The following is a 25,387-nucleotide window of genomic DNA, read 5'->3' on the forward strand; positions in this document are numbered from 1 at the left end:
ATCATCCTTAACTACAAGAGAAACTTTCATCAACCAGTTGTGATACATTTTCGGGAATAACAAAAAGTGTAGCCAAAGTTATTCAACTCTAACTACACTCCATGTAAAGACTTACCTTTATATAAATCGAAATGATAAAAGGTAGGTTAAATATTAAGTTCTTTATTTCGATTTAATAATTGTCTTTCAAAACAGAAGCGTACAATGTATTGCTTGTCGACCTCATCCGTTTCAATTAACTCAAGTGAAGCTAATTTAATGCCGTTTCGTTCAAATATTCTAATTACTTTTGCTTCCGTTCGAACATAGCGAATTTCTCTATTTTTATAAGGGAGAACAATAGTTAATTTGACATCATCGTTTTCTTTAAATACAACACTTGATTTTAAAATGAGAGCCAATCCACCGGCACTTATATCATCTGTAACAAATTGAAAGTATTGATTATTAAATTCTACTGCAACGTCAACGGAAGTATTAACACGGACAAATTGGCGTCGTTGAACTTTAATAAACTCTTCTCTTGGTGGGCAAGAAAGTATGATCATTGGTATGTTTTTCACGACACGGCCTAATACTTCAGTCTTAAAAGCAAAACTTCCCTGTTGATTTGTAATCGTGGCGCGAAATTGTGCTCCATCTAATAAAAAAGCTGTTTTTTTCGTCACTGTATTTATTGGGTAGTCAATATAAATAACTTGATTTTTTAGTTCTACAATTTTACAGTGAAACTTTTCAAATCGCTCTGAGTGAATAGATTCTAATGTTAGTCTTGTTCCAATTTTTAGTTCCATAGGTTCGCCTCGTGTAAGTATAGTAATAAAATTATTACACGAATTGACCTATTTTTCTATAATTTCCACTAAATTTACATTAAATTTTCCACTTTTACCACTTCATGCGTATCTGTATCAACTACAATTCGGAACGTATCATTTGATTTGTTGTCCATACGAACTATCACTTCATAACAAAGTCTTAACATGAATTGATCGTTTTCTGTATAAGCCATTCTTTCTTCTTCTACAACCGCACCTGGTCTAAAGAATGTTTTCCAATCAATTGGCTTAACAGGTTGTTCTTTAATTTGTTCTTTTTGAATATATTCCATTGCATTTAGTCCAAGAAGTTCTCCGCTATCTTTTGAAACTTTTAATTGAATTCCGTCTGGGTAAACATAAGCTTTCTCCTCACCTACATCTACTACGCGTGCCAACGAAATATGCCAAGCTTCATGGTTTTCACGTTCTTCAACAATTTCTAAATCTTTATATCCCGCACGTTCTAAAAATTGTTTAGCTAATTTCCTAATTTCTTCTTGTGTGACACCTTTCTTTTCTTGAACAGGACGTTCAGATAAGAATGATAAAATATGTCCACCTTTCACAGTAATATCTGCATATCCAACTCTGCTACCCTTCACAAATTGAATGTGATAGAAAGGATAAGCAGCATCTTTCTTACTTTGTGTTACTGTATAGGTTGCATCTTTAATTCCAGGGAGTAACATTTCTAGTACATCAATAGCTTGATCTTTTGTGATTTCTTCATCTTCAATATGTTTAAGTTCAATTTTCTTTTTATAATCCGACTCACTGGCTGTCAATGGGAAGTCGGTTTCAGAATAGTTCTTTAAGTTGGCTGAGATATTTTTAAACGGTGATTCGTCCGGTTCTAGTCCTGCTACACGTTCCCACTTAGAAAAGTCACCATCTTGGTCAAAGTATATGGAAGTAGCAACTGTCCATTCATCTGATAATGCATTTAGATTTGAATTAACGACAGACATCTTCTTTTGCCAACTTTTATAATCTCCAGTTTCCGCAGTTAATTTCGCCTCTTCACCGATATTACCAATATAACGTATCCAATCGTTAGATACTTCTCTTGTTAGCGGTAAACTGCTAATATCCGAGCGCAATTCATTACTGACTCGCCAAATATTATCTAACTCATTGTTAAGTGCTGCTTCATCTTGAAATAATAATGATTGAGAAACTGAATCTTGTAGGTTGGATAACTTTTCAGATGCCCCTGCTAATGAATTCGTATATTGTGCATGAAGCGTTTTTTGTAAGCTAGCATTCTCTGCTTTTGTATCATACGAATATAATCCAAGCGCCAAAATGGCAATAGCCATCAAATATACTAAGTTTTTCATACCGTCCCTCCTTTATTTTTTAATAGCAGAAAATATGTTCACCAATCTGTTTGATTTGTGGTCTAGACCAAATCCACTTACTTGTTGCTGTTTTAGGATTAAAATAATACAGCGCATTTTCTGTCGGATCCCAGCCATTCATTGCATCTAGAACTGCTTCTTTCGCTCGTTCATTTGGAGTTAACCATATTTGTCCATCGGCTACTGCTGTAAATGCTCCCGGTTGGAAAATAATTTCTGAAATTGAGTTGGGAAAATCTGGTGATTCCAAACGATTTAAAATGACCGCAGCCACTGCCACTTGTCCTTCATAAGGTTCACCACGAGATTCACCATAAACAGCATTTGCCATAAGCTGCAAATCACGTTCTGAATACTTTACTGGAAGTTGAACACTAGCACTATTAGATGCTCCCTTCTTCGCAGTTCCATTATTCGTTTTCACTTGTTGGTCTAATGGTTTTCCACCGTAATAAGTAAATTCATTACCCGCATTGATTTGAGTGTGCACCCATTCTTTATCGAAATCACTATTATTCGCTAGTTTATCTTTTGTTGATTTCCCAGCAACCCCATCAACTGTTAATCCATATTGTTGTTGGAAATTTCGAAGTGCCCAATAAGTTCCATAGCCAAACTTCCCATCAATTCTTCCATTATAAAATCCTAAGTACTGGAGTCTTGCTTGTAATTCTATGACATCGTCTCCAAAGGCTCCGCGCTCAATTACTTGGCCTGAGAATGCATAAGTTTCAGATGGTTTGACTATTGAAATTGTGCCAAACGTCAAAATGACAGCAATAATTAATGTTCTTATCACTCTATATCACTCCTTTTTCATAGCATGTAAAAAATTGTGGCTTTTATACGTTTTAATGAAAAAACGGTTTTTATTTTCACGTATTAAGCGAAAATAAAAACCGTTAAATTTTATTTTGTTCAATTAAATGATCAACTAAATGTTGATGGGCGAGTTTTACTTTTCGTAATGCAAGCCACCATAAATAGAACATAAATGGAGCAATTAAAGAGATCCAAAAACCTTTAAAGGTTAAAATGGAGTTATAAACAAGATGTAAGATCATAGGTACAAATAATGATAAAATTAAATATTCCACTGCTTTATCATTTTTGGCAAATTTACTTTTACCGAAATAGTATCCCATTACAACTCCAAATAATGCATGACTAGATACTGGTAAAAGTGCTCGCAAGAAAGCTGAATCAATACCGAATGAAAGTAAATATAATAAATTTTCAACGGTTGCAAATCCTAATGATGTACCAGCGCCATATAATAAACCATCGTACGGATCATCAAATTCAACATGACGATAGATGAAGGAAAAAATAATTAACCATTTAAAAAACTCTTCCATCCCACTCGAAAGCAACACATTTGAAACAAATTGATTTGTTATAGTGCCCTCCTCTTTAAGGACATATTGAATAAACATGATTGGGAATGTAATTAGTGCTCCCAAAATAAAGGATTGAATTAATGTTCTACGCGGCTCCGTTGCCATTTGATTTCGTAAATAAAAATAACTTAATAATGCTAAACCGGGCGCAATCGCTGCCGTAACCAATATAAACATTCGTTGCGCTCCTTTCACATAAAATATTCACTTGAGTATTCGCACAATCAAAAGTTTTCTTTCGTTCCCTACAAAAAATACGCAAAATAAGAGCCATTGTATCATATGTAAACTTTCAAATAAACACTTACAAAAAGAACTTTGTTATACAAATGCTTCACTTTTCATTATATCATTAAATAAGAATGAATTTATTAAACGGGGGAAATTTTACAATGAAAAAAAACATTTTACTTATACATACTGGTGGAACCATTTCAATGAAAATGAATGAAACTGGTGCCGTGTTACCAAATGAGCAAAATCCTCTAATTGGCATCAGCCAAAAGCTTGCTGAATTTGCTAATATTACTGAAATCGAAGCCTTTAATTTACCATCCCCGCATATAACACCAAAAGAAATGCTTGAATTACGTGATCTCATCATGAAACAAGCGAATAATGGTCAAGTCGATGGGATTGTCATTACACATGGAACAGATACATTAGAAGAAACAGCTTATTTTTTAGAGTTAACGACACAATTTTCATTTCCCATTGTCTTAACAGGTGCAATGCGTTCATCAAACGAATTGGGAGCAGACGGAGTTTATAATCTAGTAGAAGCCGTTCGCGTTGCTTGCGATAAGAATGCTCGGGACAAAGGAGTCATCGTCGTGATGAATGATGAAATTCATCATTCTTTTAATATTACAAAAACGTCAACGTCAAGTGTTAATACATTTCAAAGTCCTCAATACGGACCAATTGGATTAGTCACAAAAAAAGTTGTGCATTTTCATCATGCACCGATTCGTAGACGTTTTGTCGAAGTACATTCTATTCAAAAAAGAGTTGCATTATTAAAAGTTTATGCGGGAATGGAAGCTGATTTAATAGAAATGCTTTTAGAATGCCACTATGATGGAGTTGTATTAGAAGGATTGGGTCAGGGGAATGTTCCGCCTGATGTGGTAAAAGGAATTAAGGAGTTACTTAATGCAAAAATACCAGTTGTAGCAGTTTCTCGCTGTTTTAACGGGATTGCAGAAGGTGTCTACGGTTATGAAGGTGGCGGAAAAAGCTTAGAAGAATTAGGCGTCATCTTTGCAACTGGAATAAATGGACAAAAAGCACGCTTAAAGTTGCTTATTGGCCTAAACCAAGTTTCTGCCCCTGTAGATATGAAGGAATATTTTAACTGATCAAATGATTGAAAAGGAGAAATTTCAGTATTACCTTTTGGGAGCTCCGAGGTAGTCATTTGAAAATTTTTGGTACAGTGATCTCTACATTTAAAAAGTCGCCTCCCTAAAAAGAGGCGACTTTTCTTTAATCTGTTACTTTACAATAGTAGTTTGAACTACATGTTTTGCAGCATTTTCCCCAGCAATTTTCCCAAAAACAGAGCCGGCCATTAAACCTGCACCGCCTGGATAATTTGAATAGAACAGACCACCAACTACTTCTCCCGCCGCATATAATCCATTAATTTTCTTATATTGAATGCTTTGTACTTCTGCGCGTTCATTTATTTTTAATCCTCCAAATGTGAAGGTAATTCCGCAAGTAACCGCATATGCTTCAAATGGTGCTGTATCAATGGTATTTGCCCAATTCGTTTTCGGTACATTAAGACCTCTAGTTTGACGACCATCTTTGATATTTGGATTAAATGGTGTCGATTGATCGATTGATTCATTGTAAGATTTGATTTCTTGAAGGAAGTTCTCTTTATGAATTTCGCCAATTTTATCTGCTAATTCTTCTAGTGTGTCGGCTTTTACTTTCGTTACTTTTTTCCCTTTGTACTCTTCACGCAATAATGGAGCTACTTTCGCATCAAAGATTTGCCATGCACAATTGTTTGGCTGTTGTAAAATGATTCGACCATATTTTGCATACGTATAATTTCGGAAATCCGCTCCTTCATCAACAAAACGTTTTCCATCAGCATTGACCATAATGCCAAACGGATAACTTAATCTTTGAAATCCTTCTTCGAAATCTGGTAAGTATCGGTCACCTGTTACAGAATGCGCAGTGGACCAATTCCCTGCTGATAATGCCCCGATATTTAGCGCCATTTGGATTCCTTCCCCCGTATTATATCGACTACCACGAGTATGGACGATATCCCATTTCTGACCTAAATACTTTGTACGCATTTCCACATTTGCATGAAATCCACCAGAAGCTAACACTACTGAATTTGTGAGAATACGCTTCGTTTTTCCTTTTTCTTTTATTACGACTCCATAGATTCCATCATCATTATGGAGTAATTCTACAGCCATTGTTTCATATAGTATTGTTGCACCAAGTCTTGCAGCCTCTAGATGCAGGGCATCAACTAAACCAGCACCGCCTCCAACAGACTCTAATACCATACCACCCCAAAATTTAAAGATGCCATCGATTTTAAATGCTTGTCTTCCATAAATCGGTATGAAACGAATATTGTGTTTTACTAACCACTTCATCGTTTCAAAGCTTTCACCCGTTAAAATGGAAGCCAGCGTAGGATCTGTTTTATAATCTGTCATAATACAAAGGTCGTCATAAAACTGTTCCTCCGTATAGCTTCCAAAATCAGTGATACGGAAATCTTCTTCCTCCATATCAGGAATGATTTCCTTAATATCGTTTTGATCGTTATATGCAAATCGTATGGAACCATGAGTATACGTTGTATTTCCGCCTTTTTCCTGCTCAGGGGACTTTTCTAAAACGATGACTTTCGCACCGTTCTCACTTGCAGAAATTGCAGCACACATCGCTGCATTCCCTGCACCAATTACAACAACATCTGTTTGGTAATCAAATCTTTCGTTGTTCACATATATTCAGCTCCTCGAAACACCCGAGTGATTTATTCTTATAATTTATTTGAGAAGAATTCTTGAATTAAATGATTAAAACGATCTTTTTCTTCTAATTGAGTCCAGTGTCCACATTGACCAAATACATGAAGATGTGCATTCTTTAAGTGCTCTAATAGGTAATAACTAGATTCAATTGAGCAAACTTTATCATTTAAACCGTGTACAAGAAGTACTTCATTTTCAATACGATTTAATGCTACGGTAGGAACAGGCACAGCAACTGTTGAAAAGATTGAGTCGTTTGAGCGGCGAACTTCTGGTCTCATTGCATTTTCATAACGACTATCTGTTACGGCTTCAATGGTTGGCCACATTTTTTCTGCATCATAGACAAACCAACTCATAATTTGTTGAAGTTTTTTCTTAGAAGGATTGTCATAGAAATTTTTTGCTCGTGCTAATTCATAACTAATTTTTGTGTTTGGTGTTCCACCAGGGCCCATTAACACGACCTTATTAACTCGTTCTGGATATTCGATTAATAACTCAAGAGCTACTGAACATCCTAGCGAATTTCCAACAAGGTGTGCTTTTTCTACTCCTAAATGGTCTAGCAATTGAATAATTTGTTTAACCCACTGATCCATCCATTGTTGTCGATTTTTTAAAGGCTCATCAGGATGGCTACTGTTCGCAAAACCATATAAATCTGGTGCTAAACAATGAAACGTTTCACCTGCATCTGTTAATGCAGCGTGCCAGTTTGCAATTGAAGTTACACCTGGCCCTGATCCATGTAAAAATAAAATTGTTTCTTCATTTCCTTCACCAGAGCGATTTAAAAATGTTTCAAAATCCTCTGTTTTAATCAGTTCACTTGTTATTTGACTAGTTACGTTCACCATGTGAAATTCCTCCCTTTTGAGACAATTAAGCCTCTATTGTATGTTTGATAATTTCCTTTTTCGTAATACTGTCTCCCCAGTACGTATTACCAAATGCTCTTTCTGATGCATTCCACGCAACGGGTTCCCAATCTGGTTCAAAAATTAAATACCCACCACTAAACACTTCAACTGTACAACCACTGCCTGGATCTGCAACATATAAGTAAAGAGCTTGAGAAATACTGTGTTTTCCAGGTCCACAGAAATTCAAACCATGTTCTCTACAAATATCTGCAGCTCGTAAGACATCTTGGGAATCATCTACCCAATAAGATAGATGGTGTAAACGTGCGGGTGTTGGAAGTTCATCCTTTTGACGAGATACAAGTGCCACATCGTGAACAAGTGCCGTCACGCTCATCCAACCTGCTAAAATTTGATTACTATCGTCTTCTTTTAGATATTCACGTAATTTAAATCCTAAAACGTCTTGGAAGAATGAATAAGTTTCTTTCCAATCTTCTGCTGTATGAAGATTTACGTGGTCAATTCTTCTTGGAGAGATCCCTTTCGCCCATGCTTTATATGTTTGATTTTTAAGAACCGATGCTCTTTTTTCATCTGCTGCAGGTTTTTTTACATCATAATACAGTTCAAACGTGTGACCACTTGGTACTGTAAAGCGAATAGCTTCCCCAATGCCTGGTGTTGTCCATGGTTCAATTCTTTGAACATTAATTCCTTCATTTTCAAGTAACTCTTTAAATGCAAGAACATCTTCTTTTTGTTTTGTACGCCAGCCAATGTGACTTACATAAGCACGGTCACCTTGACGAATGGATAACGTATGATGTTGAAAATCCCCCCAAGCTCGTAAATAGTGAACTCCATCCATAACCTCTGTTTCTTCTAGCCCAATCACTTCCTTAAAAAAGACTAGTGACTTTTCTAAATCAGTTGAAACTAGTGAAACATACCCCAACTTTGAAATTTCAGGTTTTGTCATATAAGCTCCCCCATCATCAAATGAATTGAATTACATTCGATTTCCGCTTCAGACGGACGCGCATCCTGGGCGAGGCCCCGAGCTTCCTCGTCGCAAGCTCCTGTGAGATCTCAAGTCTCACGCTATTCCCGCAGGAGTCGCCGTCTTCCGCTACAATCGAAAATACTATTTGACTTTATCTACTAAAATACTATTTATGAAGGTACATCAATCAGTAACGCAATGCATTTGACTCTAAGCCTGATAACACACGTCCATAGTTTTCTAGTGTAATAATTGGAGATAATGAACGGTGAGAATGTAGTGTTAAGAAATCTCGAATAATGCGTTGCATTGGATGGCCATCATAAACGAAACCTGAACCACTACCAGCAAGTAATAAATCTAGTGCCTCTTTTAATAATTTATTTGCATATCCTATATCTGCTAAAGCTTTAACACGAGCTGGTCGATCCATATATTTTTTCTCGCTTGCCCATCGGTCAATTTCATCAGCTAAGTTATAGAAATAATGTTCAGCTGTTTCAACTTTTAATGTCGCTTCTGCAAGTATTGCATGTGTGCTTGAAGCATCTTTTACAAATTCAACGCCCATATGAACTGCTCGACGGTATGGAAGTGCATCTTTGAAAATCTCAAGTGCATTTTTTATGACACCTAAACCAGGTAAGCCAAGTGATAAAATTAAACCTGGGAATAGTGCTGAATGGTATAGTGGGATATCGCGTAAATGTGTTGATTCAAAGTTTCCATTTAATGCTTCATTAAATGACGTTACACGATGATCTGGAATGAAAACATTTTTCATTGTCACGCTATTACTACCTGTTCCTCTTAAGCCTAAAGTATGCCAATCGTCGTTAATTTCTAGTTCTTTAAATGGAAGGGTCATTAACTTTTGGTCAATCATAACGCCTTCTTCGTTATACACTGGCATCCCAAAGTAACCCCATGTTGCATGTAATGAGCCAGAACAGAACATCCAGAAACCTTCCTCGATTAGGAAGCCACCATCTACTTTTTTCGCAATACATTTTCTAGGTTCATAGACTCCAGCAAATAAAACGTCATCTGGGTTTTGACCAAAAATTTCTTCATGCGCCTTTTCAGAAAAGGATTCTGCTACCATTAGTTCGCGAATTGCACAAAGAGCAACAATCCAACCAGTAGAAGCACAACCACGTGAAATTTCCACTACCGCTTCGCTATAAGTCCTTAAGTTTAATTCTTGACCTCCATAACGCTTAGGTCTCAACATTGTAAATAAACCGCCTTCTTTTAGCTCCTTAATAGTCGCTTCAGGAATACGTCGAATATCTTCCGTCTCTTGTGCACGTTCTCTTAATTTACTCACTAAAGATCTTGCGAATAAAATTGGATTCTCTTGTTTTACCGCTTGACTCATCTACTACACCCCTTTTTCATTTTGGCCTGTGTCAATGTTGAACTGCTCAAGGTAATGAATTCCCCCCATTTTCGAAACCTACATCACCACATGACCGCGTCCAATTCGTAATCTAAAGTTGTTTCAAGACGATGTCCGTTTTTAAACGATCAACAATTAATTACAGTGCCATTAGTTTACTTCTTGATACAAATTTATCTATTTTTTCAGAAAATTGTAAGGATAAAAAACATTTAACTTTAAAAGCAAATTTCAATAAACTTTATTGGTTTTTCGAAATCAATTGAAAACGTTTTATTCATCAAAAAAATAATAAAAAAGAGTGTTTCCTCAGCTAAGAACTAACTGACAAAACACCCAATTTCAAATAATTTTTTTCACTATTTTTTTCTAAACATCGATATCCCCTAAAATTTTAAGCGCATCTAACATTAACAAGAATTCATATGCAACAATCGGATTTCGTAATTCTTTATTTAATAATTTTTCGATTTTTGAAACTCGATACATAAGCCCACTCATCGATAAAGAAAGATCACTAATTGATTGTTGAAGGTTTCCACCATTTAGTAAGAAAACATACAAGGTTTTAAGGAGTTCATCTCGTTTCGCTTCCTTCAGCTGTAAGATCGGTTGCAATTCCTTTTCTGCTTTTCTTCTAATAGTCATCATGTTTTTTGAGTTTATAAGCGTACCGACTATACTTGCATTTTCAAAATAAACGACCTGATCATGATTATTTATTCGAAGCGCAATTTGAGACTCTTCTAGACTCTCAGTAATATGTTCAATGGTATCGCTTACATTACTAAGTCCAATTCGAAAATTCACTACTCGGAACTGATTATTTAAGTGACTTAAAATATTCCCGAGTATAAATGATAGATCTTGCACCTTTGGCAAGAGCATCACAATTTGATTATTAAACTCTGTAATTAAAATATTAAAACTTTGCATTTCTAGATATCTAGTAATTGATTGAATAATTTGGTCATAAAACTCCATACTTGAGGAATCTCGTTGATTTGATGAACAATTTAATGTTGCAATATAGTACGGCTCTTTTAAATCAATCCCCATATAATATCCACGATAAATTACCCCAGATTCAGAAGCATATTGTTTTAATAACAGTTGCTCGAAAAAATAACCTTTCATATTTTCAACTGCTTCAATACTTGTTTTTTCATTCAAAAAATATAATGCGGCAGAGCTAGCAGCACGCTGAATAAACTTCATGTCGTTCTCTAATTCAACAGTTTTATCTTTATAAATAAATGTGAAATAACCAATGATTTGCTTTTGAACTATAATAGGTGTTACAAGGCGATTGTGATATTGGCCTCGGATAATAAACGTTTTATTATAGGTTACAGATTGGATTTTCCCACTTCTCGTTCTTGATAAAGAATTTAAAAAGTCTTCATTTAGCTTCTCATATTCCCCATCGGTAAATCCTTCATAAATTCGGGCTTGAAAGTTTAAATCTTCAACTGTGACAGGAAGGTCTAACGTTTCGGAAACTGTGAGAACTAGTTCCTCAATAGAATGACCTTCCGACAATTTTGTAGTTAACGTATCATGAAATGTTGATACTTTTTCAATATAATTTTTTTGTTCTAATAACTGCTCGTAAGTATAATTTAATTCTTCAATAAAACTACTTTCATTGTAAAGTTTTATTTCTTCTAGCATTTCGGGATGATCATGCCATTCTTCCTCTAGCCGCATTTCATACACACAATCTTCATGACCCATTGCACGGCATTTTATTTCCTTTAAAAATACTTTTCTTTTAAGAATCATAGAAGTATAACCGCTACCAAGACCGGCAAGGGTATGACAAACTGGATGGTCAGAAATTCCGTGGTTTTTTATATGCTCTTTCACTTCAAAAGAATCAAGCCATTTGCCTGTTGCATAAATGTAGATCACCTCACCATTTTCACCGGTTTCAAGTGTTCTTTCCGAAATCATCTTTGAAATTTGACCGGTTTGTAAATGTAATTCTCCACCCTTATTTAGCATATCTTCAAGCTTTGTGGGATTTTTCAACACTTCTTTAGCGTGTGCCACCCCTAAATTCCAACCATATCTTAATAAAAAGGCTTTTGCTCTCTTCATTCCCAAATTGCTAATTAATTCTTTTCTTAACAGGCCAAACGTTGCGGATGTTGTGGAAATTGTTTTATCTTCATAGTGTTCGAATGTTTCCGATTGTAACATACGCCTCCCCCTATTCTATTAATGCATAACTATATTATAATGGATTCTTTGACAAAATAAGATATAAAAATAAGAAAAAATGAGAGTTTTCGATACTTATTCGTTTCCCTTAAGTAAAGGATAACAATTTACTAAAAGGGGCCAAAAATAAGTTTTGAAGAAAAAGACTCTATGAATGAGCGAAACGGTGTTTTTGGTGGACGACTCTTTTTCACCTATGAGGGCTTAAAACTAAAATAGAAAGAATCTGTCCCACATATTGCTTGGAACAGATCCTAAGTTTTTACATTAAATTTACTTTTGGACTTGAGCTTTTACGGACAAACCATAATCTAAACCTGCATGGATGTCACTTTGTTGGTGATAAAACGCTCGTAATTTTTTAACAGCATCTTCAGGTGGTTTCGCATTAAAATAACCTTTACGAGTCATCGTTACACCTGAATTTTTCTTTAAATCAGTTAATGATTCACACATTTTGATGCCCGCTGCAAATGAATCAACAATCGGTACTTCCCCAATTCGGTTGATGCCATGTGTCGCTAAAAAGACATTCATCGGCCCTTCACCAGGAATGATTACATCGGCTCCTTGCGCGATTGCTTTTTCTGCACTTTCCACAAATGAATCAATGACAGGTTGCGGATTATTAAAGCCTTCCAGAATATCGTAAAATCCTACTTTCGTTTGAACAATTGGTCCAAGCTTTTGGCTTAACCCATATCGACCAGCATTATATCGTAATTGATCTGCTAAAGGCTCTAAGAAATTCACAATCCCAATAATATCACCTAGCATAGACGCAATGTGCATAGATGCTTGTCCATATCCAATCACTGGAATGTCAACAAGTGATCTTGCCTCAATCAATCCAACATCAGGTATTGTTCCGATAAACATGCAGTCATAGCCAGCACTTTCAGCAATTAATGCATTTCGAATAAATTGTTCTCGATGTAAATTTTGCAGGTAAGAATACGTAATAAAATGACCTGGATATTCAGTTGGATACGTCTCATTGGACATTCCGTGTAAAACGACTTCAACATCAGATCGAGCAATTTTTTGTATATGATTAATGACTGCATCGCGATATGCCGGTACATTTTCAATTGACGTTAGACTTTGATGCCAAATTTTCAAACGACTTCAACTCCTTTCATTTCAAGGCATTACAACGTTATTTCTGTTTTTAATGCTGTTTGCGCAGCAATTCGACCGAAAATTGCTGCTTTGCCCAGAGAGCTTCCTGTCATATATCCTGCACCGTGGAAACCTCCCACAATTTCTCCTGCTGCGAACAGGCCAGGAATCGGTTCGTGAAATGGATTTAACACTTGTGCCCCCTCATTCACCGCTAGGCCAGCATAAGTAGCTAACATTGCAACTGTAGTACGCATTGCATAGAAAGGGGCCCGACATATTGTTTTTGGCTTTCCGAACGTATGGGTTAAAGTAGTTCTTCCAAACTCCTTGTCGCCACCTGCTAGAATATCTTGATTGTACTCATCGACTGTTTGAACTAACTGAGCTTTTGGTACAGAAATCAATTCAGCTAATTCCTCTAGAGAATTTGCTTTATCGATTAATCCTAATTCATTCAGCTTTTCAAAGTCATATAATGCATCCCCTGGAACATTTTCTTTCATAATTTCTTGGTCCCAAACTTGATACGTAATACCTTCTGGTTGTTTTAATGCTTCAGTTCCAATTAATTTATAAGAAATCGATTCATTTACAAATCGTTTGGCCTGTTTATTGATGACGATTGCACCTTTATAAAATACGTGTGCTTGGTTTTTTCGAGGTCCATCAGCTGTAGGATGGAAACCATATGTTCCTTGTAAATATGGAAGATCCCGTACCCATGCACCGTGTTCCCACGCTAATTTAATGCCATCCCCAACATTTCCTTTGCCACCAATTCGAAGTGCTCCCTTTAATTGTGGAGCAAAGTGTTCGAGCAATTCTTCACTTCTAGAAAATCCTCCAGAAGTTAAGATGATACCTTGATCTGATTTGGCAATGTATTCAAGGCCATTCTTTTCAAAGATAACTGCTGAAATACGACCTTCTGAATTTTTACGAAGACGTTTAACTGAAGCTTCTAATTCGACAGTTACATTACCTGTATCCACAGCATACTGATATAAAGTTGAAATAGCTTGAGATGGAGTGATTGTATGGCCACGGGGAACGCTATGTCCACTTACCGCTTGAACCGCATGGAATTGTACCCCTTTTTGCACTAACCATTGATACGTTTCGTATTGATTTTCTCCGTAAGCCTCGATTAAACTTACTTCGTTTTTGCCCTGACCAACTGTTAGTAAATCATCTACTAATAATTGTGTAGAATCTTGAATTCCTTCTTTTTTCTGAAGATCCGTTTCAGCAAATGCCATAAAGCGTCCACTTAATAACGAGCTTCCACCTATTTCTTCCTCTTTTTCAAGTACTAAAACTTTTGCACCTTGTGCTGCCGCTTCAGCAGCAGCACAAAGTCCAGCCATCCCAGCACCTACTATTATTAGGTTATAAGTTTTTTCCATGGGCATTTCACTACCCTTGTGTAATTTCTTGTAATACTTCTAATCCTGCTTCACAAACTTGCATGTCGTGTGTGTAATGACCTCCACTTACACCGATCCCACCGATTAATTCACCATCTAATTTGATCGGATAACCTCCACCGAAGATGACAAGTCTAGGTGTATGAACAATCCCGTGTAGTAGTGGTGGATCATCTTTTAACCGATCATACCACTCGTGTGTTGCACGATTATAAGCTGCTGCTGAGAATGCTTTATTTTGAGCGATATCTAAGCTCAATACAGGTGCGCCGTCCATTGCTGCGAATGCTTTTAAATTTCCAGTACGGTCAACAATTGCAATACTAAATGGAATCCCCATTTCTTTTCCTTTAACTAGCGCTGCATCTAATACCTTGTTCGCTAATTCTAAACTAATGCTTTTTGTTTCAATAGCTTTAACAAATTCAGTCATTTTATTAATCTCCTATTCTATAGTTAATTTTTAAGATTTGTATTTACTACCTTCTATTATGTTGAAACAGGTTGTCCTGCTCCGAATGCCTCTATGGACGTTGCTGTAACGGCAACTGATTTTGGTAAACACAAATCAACAATGACATTTGCGATATCAATCGGCTGTAACCAACCTGTTTTATTTATATTTGGTGCCATATCATTTGTCATTTTTGTATCAACTGGTCCAGGGCAAACAGCATTCACACGAATTCCATATGGTTTCAGCTCTTCACCGAGGGCCTTGGAGAATCCAATGACGGCATGTTTTGAAGAAATATAAGCACTGCGATTTGGACCACCTTTTGTCCCCCAAATTGATGAGATATTGATGATGATTCCATCTTTTTTCTCGATCATTTCAGGAATTACTTCTTTACTTAAATAAAATGGAGCGTGTAAGTTAATGTCGTGTACCCAATGCCACTCTTCAACGGATGTCTCAACGAATGGTTTTAGACTCATAACACCAGCATTATTAACTAGAATATCGATTTTACCGAACTTCTCTTTCACTTCTTTTACTGCTTTTTGAACTGCCTCTGGATCTCCAACATCACATATGACAGCAATTGCTTTTGTCCCGTGAACTTCTTGAATTGCTTGTACTACTTCGTCACATTCATGTTTACTTCTAGCACATACAGCTACATCTGCACCATGTGAGGCTAATAATAGTGAAGTTTCACGACCAATCCCGCGGCCTCCACCAGTTACTAGTGCTACTTTTCCTTTTAACTCCACTAAATGCCCTCCTTTTTAATTACGAAAATGTTTTTTCTAACGCAGCTACATATTCTACTGCGTCCTCACCAGCACGTTTACCGAACACAAGTGATCTTAAAACAGATGTCGCACCTGGATATTTGCCGTAATATAAGCCAGTCATTTCGCCAGCTGCATATAATCCTGGAATTTGATCATTATCATTTGAAATCACACGGCCTTGAGGATCTGTAGCGATTCCTCCATTTGTAAATACATTACAACATACTATTGGATATGCTACATACGGCCCCTTGTCGATTGTGATTGCCCAATTGGATTTTTGTGGTTCAATTCCAATTGCTTGTTTACCATCTTTTTTATTCCATAAGAATTCGCCCGGTTGAACCGCTTTATTAAATTCTTCAACTGTTTTAACTAGGTTTTCAGCGGGAATTTGTAATTTACTTGCTAATTCTTCGATTGTTTTTCCTTCAATAGCTGGTTGTTCTGTTTGAAGTGCTTCCTCATAGTTCGGAATATCAAACATTTTTTGATCAGTAATCATATAGGCAATATGATTTGGACATTCATAGAAAATTTTTCGTGCAACTGCTTCATATTGTTCATCAATTGTTGTAATGCCTTCATCGACGAAGCGTTTCCCGTTTTGATCAACTAAAATGGCATATGGATAAAGCATTACACCTGCTTCTTCACGTTTACTGCGTGGATCGACAGTTTCCGCATGGAAGGCATCCCATTGTCCTGCCCCTTTTGCACCAATTCGTAAGGCCATACGTATGGACTCACCTTTGTTATATAATCCGCCTTCACAAACCGTTGGGATTTTATGAGCATCGCGACCAATATATTGTGCCATCATTTCATGACTACCTTGGAACCCACCAGAAGCTAAGATCACCGCATTCACATTCAAAGTGATTGTTTCGCCACCTTTTATGCGAATTTTTAATCCGTTCACTGCACCACTATCATTTAATGTAAGATCCCATACTGTTGCTTCATAAATAATTTCTACACCTAATGCTCTTGCACGTAGAGATAAATTATCTATGATCGCACGGCCTCCACCAACAGGAAGAAGACGTGGTTTAGATGAAGTTAAAAACATTGTTGGTAGAAAATCAAAATCAACACCTTTTGATTGTACCCAGCGTAATGTTGAACCAGCATTTGCATGGAGTGTTTCGATATATGCACGGTCCCCATAGTTGTCAGAAAAGGCCATCATATCTTCCACGAAATTGTCCGCCGGTTCGTCAATACTTTTCATACGCATATAACCTGCTGTCCAACGAGTGTTTCCACCTCGATTGTCAAAGTCTGCTCTTTCTAAAATAGCAATTTTTAAATTTTCATTTTGTTCTTTTGCTTTTTCAGCAGCAGCTAATGCAGCAGCAGTTCCAGCGGCGCCACAGCCAACAATTGCAATATCGTAATCTACTTCTCTCGTCATATTACTTAACCTCCTGTGGTTCTTGATCTTGTAAATATTTTTGCTCCCATTCAGATACTTGTTTTAATTTGAATAGTTCTTGTCTTTCTTCCCAAGTACAAATGAACTCATGAATATTTTCCTGTGATTCATCACGTTTTAAGATTGAAAGTGATTGACGTATTCCTTTAATTGCTGAGCGCAATACACTGTTTGCACAAAGCATAATTTGGAAGCCCATGTCATTAGCTTCTTTTAACGAAACAAGTGGTGTTTTTCCACCCTCAACCATGTTGATGATATGTGGAACATTTGGAACACCAGTAGTGATTGCTTTAAGTTGCTCAATTGTTGTCGGTGCTTCAATAAATATCACATCTGCTCCGGCCTCTTTGTAAGCATTTGCTCGCTCGATCGCATCTTCAATTCCACTAATTGCTAGCGCATCCGTTCTAGCAATGATTGATAGATTCTCATCTTTACGTGTGTCTACCGCTGCTTTAATTTTGTTAACCATTTCAACTTTAGAAATAATTTGTTTCCCATTAAAGTGACCACATTTTTTAGGAGAGACTTGATCTTCGAATTGAATTGCAGAAGCACCTGCACGCTCAAGAACTTTTACTGTTCTAATGACGTTAATGGCGTTTCCAAAGCCTGTATCTCCATCAACAATAATCGGAACAGTCGTTACATCGTCCATACGGCTAACGATTTCTGCTACTTCTGTTAAGGTTGTAAGTCCTACATCAGCCCATCCTAACTGAGCATTTGAAATACCTGCTCCAGTTGCATATACCGCTGGGAAACCAAATTCCTCTACAAGTCTTGCTGTCATCCCGTCATATGCTCCTGGTAAAATAAAAGCATTAGGCTGACCTAAAAGTGCTTTAAATCGTTTATTTTTCGACATATCCTCACCCTTTAACTTTTTGCTTAACTAAATGCTTCACTTTGCTTTTGCTTACTTCTTTATGCCAAGTAATCGTTAACTGTTCATTTAGCGGAATGATCATATGTTCAAAGTGAAGATCATTTCGATTCATTACGCGAATAATTCCAGTTTCTTTAAACGACTTACCTACAACCGATACTTCATATAACCCTGGGGCAGGTAAAGTATAGTAAGGCAATAATCCAACATATGGCGACCATTGGACTGTGTAAGGGTGACCCATTAATTTCGAAATAAAGGAAACATTCCCTACAGAGAGCAATTCTCTAATTCTTGTAGAGCTGATTTTCTCACCACATATATCTACTTTAGGGACAATTGTTAATTCAAGATTCCCTTGTGCATGTTCCAGCAAAGTTGATGCATTTCCGGCACCCTTCTTACCATATGTGTAATCATAGCCACATACGACATGCTGTGCCCCTAACCCAATCACATAATCAGAGATAAATTGTTCCGGAGATAGTGCGGCAAAATCTAAACTGAACTCGACAATAAAGAAATAATCAACTCCAAGTTGGGATAGTTGTTTTTTCTTCTGATCTAGCGGCATTAAATAATCAACAGATACGTTGCCGTTCGATAAAACACTTTTAGGATGAGGGAAAAAGCTCATCACTGATAAAGGGAGATTCTTTTCCATCGCCACTTGTTTTGCAATTGAAATGACTTGTTGATGACCTTTATGAAGCCCATCAAAAAATCCTAATGCAATGACATGATTAGAAATTCTTGTTTGCCAGGAGATTATATTTTCACTTTTAATTTCTATTGTCTTCATCAAATTTGACACCTCTCTTTCACAATTTGTTAATTACTCTCATCATATATAATTGGGATTTTATTATTTAATTAAGAGACTATTATTTCGCCTCAATTGTAATGTTATTTAATTCTTTATCTTGTACAGAGTCTCCCCAATATGTGTTACTTAACGAACGCTCTTCCATCGTCCACTCGATGGGCTCCCAATCTGGTTCAAAGATTAAATAACCACCTGTAAATAGCTCCACACGGGCACCACTGCCTGGATCCATTACATATAAATAAATAGCTTGTGAAACTCCATGTTTTCCTGGTCCGATAAATTGGATACCGTTTTCTTTTAAAATATCAGCAGCGCGTAAGATATCTTGTGTATCATCAGACCAATACGATAAATGATGAAGTCGAGCTTTCGTTGGTAAGGATGGTTTTGCAATAAACGCAACATCGTGAACAAGTGGCGTAACACTCATCCACCCTGCAATTGTATTTCCATCATCGTCAACTAAGTATTCACGCATTTTAAATCCAAGTTGTTCAAGTAAGAAGTTATACGTTTCTTTAATATTTTCTGAAGCATGGATATTCACATGGTCAAAGCGTCTTGGTGACACTCCTTTTGCCCATGATTTATATGTTTGGTTTTTTAACACTGAACGACGATGTTCTGCCACTTCTGGCTTATCAACGTCATAATAAAGTTCGAATGAATGCCCACTTGGTAATTGGAAACGAATCGCTTCACCAATACCTCGAGTTGTACCAGCTTCAACATGTTGAACCTTAACACCTTCATGTTCAAGAGCAGTTTTAAAAGCTAATACGTCTTTTGGATTTTTCGTTCTCCAGCCGACATGCTTAACATATCCGCTTTCACCTTTTTCAATCGATAGAGAATGGTGTCCAAAATCTCCCCAAGCACGTAAATAGTGAACGCCATCGACTTCTTCCGTTTCTTCAAGGCCGATCACTTCTTTAAAAAACCATAGTGACTTTTCAATATCGGGTGTAACAAGTGCTACATAACCAAGTTTCGCCAGTTCAGGTTTACTCATCGTACTCCCCCTTTTTCTTTTTTGTATGCGTTTTCAACCAATTCTAAAAAAAATTCAAAGTACTTTTAACTACTAAACTCCCAAACTCCTCTTCTTAGAAAATACACAATTAGTAATCAATTACTGCTTGGCGTAATTGCGTCCAGATTTCGTACTCGTGTCTTCACGAGTTATTTGCGAAATCTGTGACATCCGCCGAGGGCCATAACGTTTTTCAGTCGGTTTTATAGGTCGACCGAAAAATGTTTGAATATATTGAAATTTTACCTAAATACTTTTTACTGTTCTAGAGAAGAAATTAACTATCTTACTGGTCCTTTTCTGTAAGTTTTTATTGGAATTTTAGATTTCACCGATTTGAAAAGATGAAGGAAAGGAACAAAAAAGGGGTTACAAATTTTGGAAGTATCTTTATTATGAGGATCAGATATAAATTGAAGTCTAATAGTCAAAGGTTTTATACTTTATCTTTCCTATAAAGCTCATTTCTTTCCCGAGCTCCTGAAAAAAACTCATATCGCTTATTGAAGTTCAATTTTTGCTACATAATCACCTTAAACGTACTTCATCTTCTCTATGAAGATTATTTCCTCAAAAGAAAGAAAAAAGGCTGACTAATAACTAGTCAACCTCTGGAATTACTTATTAAACTTCTACCTTTTGTTTTTTTAAGGCAAATTGTTGGGCAACATCATAGATTAGATCTTCTTGTCCACCAACTGCTTTCATGCGTCCAAGCTCTACTAAAATATCACGCTCATCTACTCCAAATTTTTGGGCTGCTGCTTGCGTATGTAACAAGAAGCTTGAATATACACCAGAGTATCCCATGATTAAACCCGAACCCGTAATTTCTTGTGGACGTTGCATGAATTTTGCAACTACATCGTTCGCAACATCCATTAATTTATAAAGATCGATTCCTGTATTATAGCCAAGTCGTTCTAACACAGCTGCCATCACTTCTGTTTGCGTATTACCCGCACCTGCGCCTAACGCTCTTAAGCTACCATCAATATACGTTGCACCTGCTTCGACAGCAGCGATTGTGTTTGCCATTGCCATCGATAAATTATTGTGAGCATGGAAACCAATCTCACAACCAATTGATTGTTTTAAAGCAGAAATGCGTTCTGTCACATCATTTGGTAACATATAGCCCGCTGAATCTGTCACATAAACAATTTCAGCACCGTAGCTTTCAAATAATTTAGCTTGTTCTACTACTTTTTCTACTGGTGCCATATGAGCCATCATTAGGAATCCAACTGTTTTTAAACCTAGTTCCCGGCCTAATGCAATATGCTGCGCTGCAACATCCGCTTCTGTTACATGAGTTGCAACACGTACCATCTTAGCTCCAACTTTCACAGCCTCTTGGAGATCTTCTTTAATGCCAATTCCAGGAATTAATAGAACAGAAACTTTTGCATTTTCACATTCATCAGCAGCCGCTTCAATTAATTTTAATTCATCCACTTTAGAAAAACCGTATTGTAATGAAGAACCACCTAAACCGTCTCCATGTGAAACTTCAAAATAGTTTACTCCTGCAGCATCTAATCCTTTAGCTGTTGCACGAACTTGCTCTTCTGTAAATGAATGTTTCATCGCATGACTACCATCGCGAAGTGATACATCTAATATTTCAAATGATCGTTCAGTCATAAAACTACCTCCTATGCGTTAGTTGCAGTTAATTGTTTCGCTAGCTCATCAGCTACTCTTGCAGCTGCTGCAGTCATAATATCTAGGTTTCCAGAGTAAGGAGGGAAATAATCTCCTGCTCCCTCTACTTCCAGGAATATGGAAACTTTACGGCCATCAAACTGTGGTGTACCTCTTAAACGATACCCCGGTACATATTTTTGTACCTCTTTCACCATTTCCTGAACCGAAGCAATTATTTCTTCTTCTTTTCCCTCTTCTTCCACTAATGCATTAACTGTATCACGCATAATAATTGGTGGTTCTGCAGGATTTAGGATGATTATCGCTTTTCCTTTTTTCGCCCCACCAACTTGCTCTATTGCTTTAGAAGTCGTACGTGTAAATTCATCAATATTTGCACGCGTACCAGGGCCAGCACTTTTACTTGCCACTGTTGCAACGATTTCGGCATATTCAACTGGAATAACTCTAGATACTGCTTTAACCATTGGGATCGTAGCTTGACCACCACATGTAACCATATTTAAGTTAGCTTCATCGAAATGCTCAGTAAGATTCACAGGTGGAACTGTAAATGGACCGATTGCTGCAGGTGTTAAATCAATCACCTTTTTACCTGCTGCCGTTAATAAATCACTATGGTTCTTATGTGCATAGGCAGAAGTTGCATCGAAAACAATATCAACTAAATCAAGTTGTTCCATAAGACCTTCAATACCATTTGAAATAGCAACATAACCACGATCTGCTGCTCGTTTTAATCCGTCAGAATCTGGGTCAATCCCTACCATTACGCTCATTTCTAAGTTTTCACTGCGTTCAATTTTATACATTAAATCCGTACCGATATTTCCTGAACCGATTATGCCCACTTTTAATTTTCTCATTTCACGACACCTGCCTTTACAAATGAAATGCCCACTTTTCCAAGTACACCGAAATCTGCCTCGAATTCATCACCTTCGTTAAAGGGTACTGCTTTTGATAAAGCCCCAGCTAATACAAAATCACCTGCACCCAACTGAATATCATAGCTTGCTAGTTCATTGGCTAACCAAGCTACCGCTTTTGCAGGATCCCCTAAAACGGCAGCACCAGTAGCTGAGTCAAATAGTTCTCCATTTTTGTAAGCATTCATTTCAACAGCTGCAAGATCAAGACCCTCTACTGACGTCTTTTGTTCACCTAGAACAGCCCCTGCACTAGAACCGTTATCCGCAACAGTATCCTCAAACTTAATTTTCCAGTCTTCGATACGGCTATCTATGATTTCAATTGCCGGAACAACATAATCTGTCGCATCAAGAACATCTTCAACTGTTACGTTAGGTCCTTTTAAATCTTTGTTTAAGACAAAAGCAATTTCAAACTCTACTTTTGGTTGGATAAATTGATCCATTTCAACTTTGCTGTTTGGTTCATATACCATCGTATCCAAAATATGACCATAATCGGGTGTATACACCTTTAACATATCTTGCATGGCTTTACTCGTTAAACCAATTTTCATGCCCTTTAGTGTTGCTCCAGCATCCAACTTACTCTGGATATATTGCAGTTGTATCCCGTATGCATCCTGAACAGTAATTTCTTCTGATAAGGATGTGAAAGGGGCAATCGGATTCTTTGATCTTTCCGCTTCTAATAGAGCATTTGCAGCTGCTTGAATATTCATTGCCATCTCCCCTTACTAAATTATATATACCTCAGTTAACCGCGTTCTGATTAGTACTTTGTAAAATTCTACTCCGCAACAAAAAGCAGATTCCCCATTTATCTCGAGTACCCATATAGATGGGAGAATCCGCTTACTGAAAGAAATTAGATTGTCTTAACTTGTTCTAGTTCTACAAGCTCACGATATTTTCCAGCAAAGAAGATTAATGGCTCGCCATCGTTTAATTTAATATCCAGAACTTTTCCGATAAATAGTGTGTGGTCACCCTCTACATATTCTGAAACCACCTCACAACTTACTTGCGCAAGAGCACCTGGAAGTATAGGTAAACCAGCTAATTCTTCAAAGTTAATTTCTACCTCATCTTTTAGTTGCCCAGCAAAAACCATAGACATTTCTTTTTGCTCTGCAGATAAAATATTTACCGCAAATTTTTTGCTTTCTTGAACTTTTGATAAGAAACGAGCTTTATGGCCAACTGATACGACAACTAATTTTGGATCTAATGAAACAGACATAAATGCATTAGCGGTCATTCCATGTGAGCCATCTTCTAATTTTGTTGTCACCACTGTTACACCTGTCGCAAATTTCCCCATTGCATCTCTAAATAAACGATCTTCCATTTTGAAAAACCTCCTTTTATTTGAAAAGCGGAGGCGGCTCGTTCACACCCGCGTCGGCAAAAACGCTACATCGAGTAGCGTTGCCGACATGACTCAGCACGCGCTCGCCTCAAGCACTGGCCGACAAAATCTCAACGTCCTGTCGCATTATCAGCACTCGTACATCCATGTACTTCGGAGACAATACCGGTGGTCAAGGCGCTTTTTGCCTTCGCTGGTATTGTCGAAGTGACTTTGAGGGTGTAGCCGCCGAAAGCTAGAACTGATCAAACTCCAAATTTTCACACAATCTATGTTTTTATCTAACCCTTAATCAGTTTTCTTTCTTGAGCTTTGATTGTCGGGTTGTTTTCTGGTAATGTATCCATTTGGTCGCCCCAGTAAGTGAAGCCAAGATCCATTTCATCTACACCCCAAACAATTGGCTCCCAATCTGGTTCGAAAATTAAGTAGCCATTTGTGAAGATTTCAACACGTAGCCCACTACCTGGGTCAATTGCATAAATGTACATCGCTTGAGAAATACCATGCTTTCCTGGACCTTTGAAGAAAATGCCATTTTCTTTTAAAATATCAGCTGCACGTAATAAATCTTGTGCATTATCTAACCAGTAAGAGACATGGTGAATTTCTGCTGGTGATGCAGCATGTGGGTCATGACTAACGGCGATATCGTGAACTAATGGTGTCACACTTAACCAAGCACCAACTAAATTACCATCTGGTAATTGAACACATTCACGTAAGTTAAATCCTAATTTTTCTTGTAAGAAATCTGATAATTCATTAGCTAATAAGGAAGTTAAGATATTTACATGGTCGATTCGTCTTGGCGATACTCCACGATTCCAAGATTTATGGGATTGATTTTTTAATACCGAACGTGTTTCAGGTGAAGCAAGTGTTTTTTCCATATCATAATAAATTTCTAAAGTATGGCCACTTGGTAATTCGAAACGGAATGCGCGCCCTTGCCCAGCTTCAGTTCCATCTGCCACCCAACGGACTTCAATTCCTGACTCTTCTAGATCTTTTGCAAATAACTCAACATCTTCTGGTTTTTTTGTACGCCATGCAATATGATCTACATGAGATTCTTCCCCTTGGCGAACTGTCATTGTATGATGTTCGAAGTCACCCCAAGCACGTAAATAGTGCACGCCATCCTTCACTTCTGTTTCTTCTAACCCCAATACTTCTTTAAAGAACCAAAGTGATTTTTCTAAGTCTGTTGTAACTAAACCAAAATGTCCAAGCTTTGCAATTTCTGGTGTTCTTGTACTCATATTTATCATTTCCCCCTATTAATCAAGTATTTAACTAACTAACACTTAGATTT

Annotated in this window: 23 protein-coding genes; 1 reads left to right on the top strand and 22 read right to left on the bottom strand. The window is 37.1% G+C overall.

Annotated features, from left to right (window positions below; translation table 11 throughout):
• Positions 1-146: 146 nt before the first annotated feature.
• The 4 genes from JOD29_RS13090 to prsW form a co-directional block, all read right to left on the bottom strand.
• Positions 147-794 carry a flagellar brake protein gene (locus JOD29_RS13090; protein ID WP_124765030.1) on the bottom strand — a complete coding sequence of 216 codons (648 nt, stop codon included), beginning with the start codon at positions 792-794 and terminating at the stop codon, positions 147-149.
• A 74-nt stretch (positions 795-868) separates the two neighbouring features.
• Positions 869-2,161 (bottom strand): PepSY1/2 domain-containing protein, encoded by a 1,293-nt coding sequence (locus tag JOD29_RS13095; protein ID WP_124765032.1) that lies wholly within the window; start codon positions 2,159-2,161, stop codon positions 869-871.
• Positions 2,162-2,180: 19 nt separating this feature from the next.
• Positions 2,181-2,966, bottom strand: a complete 786-nt coding sequence (sleB, locus tag JOD29_RS13100) for a spore cortex-lytic enzyme (RefSeq protein ID WP_420844557.1) — start codon at positions 2,964-2,966, stop codon at positions 2,181-2,183.
• Positions 2,967-3,084: 118 nt separating this feature from the next.
• Entirely contained in the window at positions 3,085-3,759 is a 675-nt protein-coding gene (gene prsW, locus JOD29_RS13105) for a glutamic-type intramembrane protease PrsW (RefSeq protein WP_124765036.1), read from the bottom strand.
• Between the two features lie 215 nt (positions 3,760-3,974).
• On the opposite strand from prsW, the gene JOD29_RS13110 reads away from it, so the two are divergent.
• A complete protein-coding gene (locus tag JOD29_RS13110; protein ID WP_124765038.1) occupies positions 3,975-4,943 on the top strand; it encodes an asparaginase in 969 nt (322 codons plus the stop codon).
• Between the two features lie 135 nt (positions 4,944-5,078).
• Here the strand turns inward: JOD29_RS13110 and tcuA are convergent, their stop codons facing one another.
• The 18 genes from tcuA to JOD29_RS13200 all read right to left on the bottom strand — a co-directional run bounded on the left by tcuA (position 5,079) and on the right by JOD29_RS13200 (position 25,334).
• Complete coding sequence (gene tcuA, locus JOD29_RS13115; RefSeq protein WP_205101682.1) at positions 5,079-6,578, bottom strand: FAD-dependent tricarballylate dehydrogenase TcuA; 1,500 nt, start codon at positions 6,576-6,578, stop codon at positions 5,079-5,081.
• A 38-nt stretch (positions 6,579-6,616) separates the two neighbouring features.
• Positions 6,617-7,468 carry an alpha/beta fold hydrolase gene (locus JOD29_RS13120; protein WP_124765040.1) on the bottom strand — a complete coding sequence of 284 codons (852 nt, stop codon included), beginning with the start codon at positions 7,466-7,468 and terminating at the stop codon, positions 6,617-6,619.
• A 25-nt stretch (positions 7,469-7,493) separates the two neighbouring features.
• On the bottom strand, positions 7,494-8,456 hold the full coding sequence (locus tag JOD29_RS13125) for a VOC family protein (RefSeq protein ID WP_124765042.1): 963 nt from the start codon (positions 8,454-8,456) through the stop codon (positions 7,494-7,496).
• 211 nt (positions 8,457-8,667) lie between these two features.
• Positions 8,668-9,861, bottom strand: coding sequence for an acyl-CoA dehydrogenase family protein (locus JOD29_RS13130; protein WP_124765044.1), 1,194 nt, complete (start codon positions 9,859-9,861; stop codon positions 8,668-8,670).
• 390 nt (positions 9,862-10,251) lie between these two features.
• A complete protein-coding gene (locus JOD29_RS13135; RefSeq protein WP_124765046.1) occupies positions 10,252-12,087 on the bottom strand; it encodes a XylR N-terminal domain-containing protein in 1,836 nt (611 codons plus the stop codon).
• 294 nt (positions 12,088-12,381) lie between these two features.
• A complete protein-coding gene (locus tag JOD29_RS13140; protein WP_124765048.1) occupies positions 12,382-13,230 on the bottom strand; it encodes an aspartate/glutamate racemase family protein in 849 nt (282 codons plus the stop codon).
• A gap of 29 nt (positions 13,231-13,259) precedes the next feature.
• Positions 13,260-14,639 (bottom strand): FAD-dependent oxidoreductase, encoded by a 1,380-nt coding sequence (locus JOD29_RS13145; protein WP_124765050.1) that lies wholly within the window; start codon positions 14,637-14,639, stop codon positions 13,260-13,262.
• A gap of 10 nt (positions 14,640-14,649) precedes the next feature.
• Positions 14,650-15,093 (bottom strand): GlcG/HbpS family heme-binding protein, encoded by a 444-nt coding sequence (locus tag JOD29_RS13150; protein WP_124765052.1) that lies wholly within the window; start codon positions 15,091-15,093, stop codon positions 14,650-14,652.
• Between the two features lie 56 nt (positions 15,094-15,149).
• The gene (locus JOD29_RS13155; protein WP_124765054.1) at positions 15,150-15,878 is read right to left on the bottom strand and encodes an SDR family NAD(P)-dependent oxidoreductase; all 729 of its coding nucleotides are present in this window, start codon (positions 15,876-15,878) and stop codon (positions 15,150-15,152) included.
• A gap of 19 nt (positions 15,879-15,897) precedes the next feature.
• Positions 15,898-17,319, bottom strand: a complete 1,422-nt coding sequence (locus JOD29_RS13160; protein ID WP_124765056.1) for an FAD-binding protein — start codon at positions 17,317-17,319, stop codon at positions 15,898-15,900.
• Position 17,320: 1 nt separating this feature from the next.
• A complete protein-coding gene (locus JOD29_RS13165) occupies positions 17,321-18,211 on the bottom strand; it encodes an isocitrate lyase/PEP mutase family protein (protein WP_124765058.1) in 891 nt (296 codons plus the stop codon).
• A 4-nt stretch (positions 18,212-18,215) separates the two neighbouring features.
• Positions 18,216-19,034 (bottom strand): FAD synthetase family protein, encoded by an 819-nt coding sequence (locus JOD29_RS13170; RefSeq protein ID WP_124765060.1) that lies wholly within the window; start codon positions 19,032-19,034, stop codon positions 18,216-18,218.
• A gap of 82 nt (positions 19,035-19,116) precedes the next feature.
• The gene (locus JOD29_RS13175; RefSeq protein WP_124765062.1) at positions 19,117-20,073 is read right to left on the bottom strand and encodes a VOC family protein; all 957 of its coding nucleotides are present in this window, start codon (positions 20,071-20,073) and stop codon (positions 19,117-19,119) included.
• A gap of 645 nt (positions 20,074-20,718) precedes the next feature.
• Positions 20,719-21,741, bottom strand: a complete 1,023-nt coding sequence (gene dmpG / locus JOD29_RS13180) for a 4-hydroxy-2-oxovalerate aldolase (protein WP_124765064.1) — start codon at positions 21,739-21,741, stop codon at positions 20,719-20,721.
• A gap of 11 nt (positions 21,742-21,752) precedes the next feature.
• On the bottom strand, positions 21,753-22,631 hold the full coding sequence (locus JOD29_RS13185; RefSeq protein ID WP_124765066.1) for an acetaldehyde dehydrogenase (acetylating): 879 nt from the start codon (positions 22,629-22,631) through the stop codon (positions 21,753-21,755).
• A complete protein-coding gene (locus JOD29_RS13190) occupies positions 22,628-23,419 on the bottom strand; it encodes a 2-keto-4-pentenoate hydratase (protein ID WP_124765068.1) in 792 nt (263 codons plus the stop codon). The genes JOD29_RS13185 and JOD29_RS13190 overlap by 4 nt, the downstream gene beginning before the upstream one ends.
• A 146-nt stretch (positions 23,420-23,565) precedes the next feature.
• Positions 23,566-24,048: a flavin reductase family protein gene (locus JOD29_RS13195; RefSeq protein ID WP_124765070.1), complete on the bottom strand. Its 483-nt coding sequence runs from the start codon at positions 24,046-24,048 to the stop codon at positions 23,566-23,568.
• A gap of 302 nt (positions 24,049-24,350) precedes the next feature.
• Positions 24,351-25,334, bottom strand: a complete 984-nt coding sequence (locus JOD29_RS13200; RefSeq protein WP_124765072.1) for a VOC family protein — start codon at positions 25,332-25,334, stop codon at positions 24,351-24,353.
• Between the last annotated feature and the right edge of the window lie 53 nt (positions 25,335-25,387).

The sequence above is a fragment of the Lysinibacillus composti genome, from assembly GCF_016908465.1.
Taxonomy (GTDB): domain Bacteria; phylum Bacillota; class Bacilli; order Bacillales_A; family Planococcaceae; genus Ureibacillus; species Ureibacillus composti_A.

Coding starts and splice junctions, on each gene's coding strand:
- JOD29_RS13175 (WP_124765062.1), bottom strand. CDS start 20,073: ATGAGTAAACCTGAACTGGCGAAACTTGGTTATGTAGCACTTGTTACA.
- JOD29_RS13150 (WP_124765052.1), bottom strand. CDS start 15,093: ATGACTGAATTTGTTAAAGCTATTGAAACAAAAAGCATTAGTTTAGAA.
- JOD29_RS13125 (WP_124765042.1), bottom strand. CDS start 8,456: ATGACAAAACCTGAAATTTCAAAGTTGGGGTATGTTTCACTAGTTTCA.
- JOD29_RS13195 (WP_124765070.1), bottom strand. CDS start 24,048: ATGGAAGATCGTTTATTTAGAGATGCAATGGGGAAATTTGCGACAGGT.
- dmpG (WP_124765064.1), bottom strand. CDS start 21,741: ATGACTGAACGATCATTTGAAATATTAGATGTATCACTTCGCGATGGT.
- JOD29_RS13200 (WP_124765072.1), bottom strand. CDS start 25,334: ATGAGTACAAGAACACCAGAAATTGCAAAGCTTGGACATTTTGGTTTA.
- JOD29_RS13130 (WP_124765044.1), bottom strand. CDS start 9,861: ATGAGTCAAGCGGTAAAACAAGAGAATCCAATTTTATTCGCAAGATCT.
- JOD29_RS13170 (WP_124765060.1), bottom strand. CDS start 19,034: ATGAAGACAATAGAAATTAAAAGTGAAAATATAATCTCCTGGCAAACA.
- JOD29_RS13160 (WP_124765056.1), bottom strand. CDS start 17,319: ATGACGAGAGAAGTAGATTACGATATTGCAATTGTTGGCTGTGGCGCC.
- JOD29_RS13165 (WP_124765058.1), bottom strand. CDS start 18,211: ATGTCGAAAAATAAACGATTTAAAGCACTTTTAGGTCAGCCTAATGCT.
- JOD29_RS13185 (WP_124765066.1), bottom strand. CDS start 22,631: ATGAGAAAATTAAAAGTGGGCATAATCGGTTCAGGAAATATCGGTACG.
- JOD29_RS13090 (WP_124765030.1), bottom strand. CDS start 794: ATGGAACTAAAAATTGGAACAAGACTAACATTAGAATCTATTCACTCA.
- JOD29_RS13095 (WP_124765032.1), bottom strand. CDS start 2,161: ATGAAAAACTTAGTATATTTGATGGCTATTGCCATTTTGGCGCTTGGA.
- prsW (WP_124765036.1), bottom strand. CDS start 3,759: ATGTTTATATTGGTTACGGCAGCGATTGCGCCCGGTTTAGCATTATTA.
- JOD29_RS13120 (WP_124765040.1), bottom strand. CDS start 7,468: ATGGTGAACGTAACTAGTCAAATAACAAGTGAACTGATTAAAACAGAG.
- JOD29_RS13135 (WP_124765046.1), bottom strand. CDS start 12,087: ATGTTACAATCGGAAACATTCGAACACTATGAAGATAAAACAATTTCC.
- JOD29_RS13190 (WP_124765068.1), bottom strand. CDS start 23,419: ATGAATATTCAAGCAGCTGCAAATGCTCTATTAGAAGCGGAAAGATCA.
- JOD29_RS13110 (WP_124765038.1), top strand. CDS start 3,975: ATGAAAAAAAACATTTTACTTATACATACTGGTGGAACCATTTCAATG.
- JOD29_RS13145 (WP_124765050.1), bottom strand. CDS start 14,639: ATGGAAAAAACTTATAACCTAATAATAGTAGGTGCTGGGATGGCTGGA.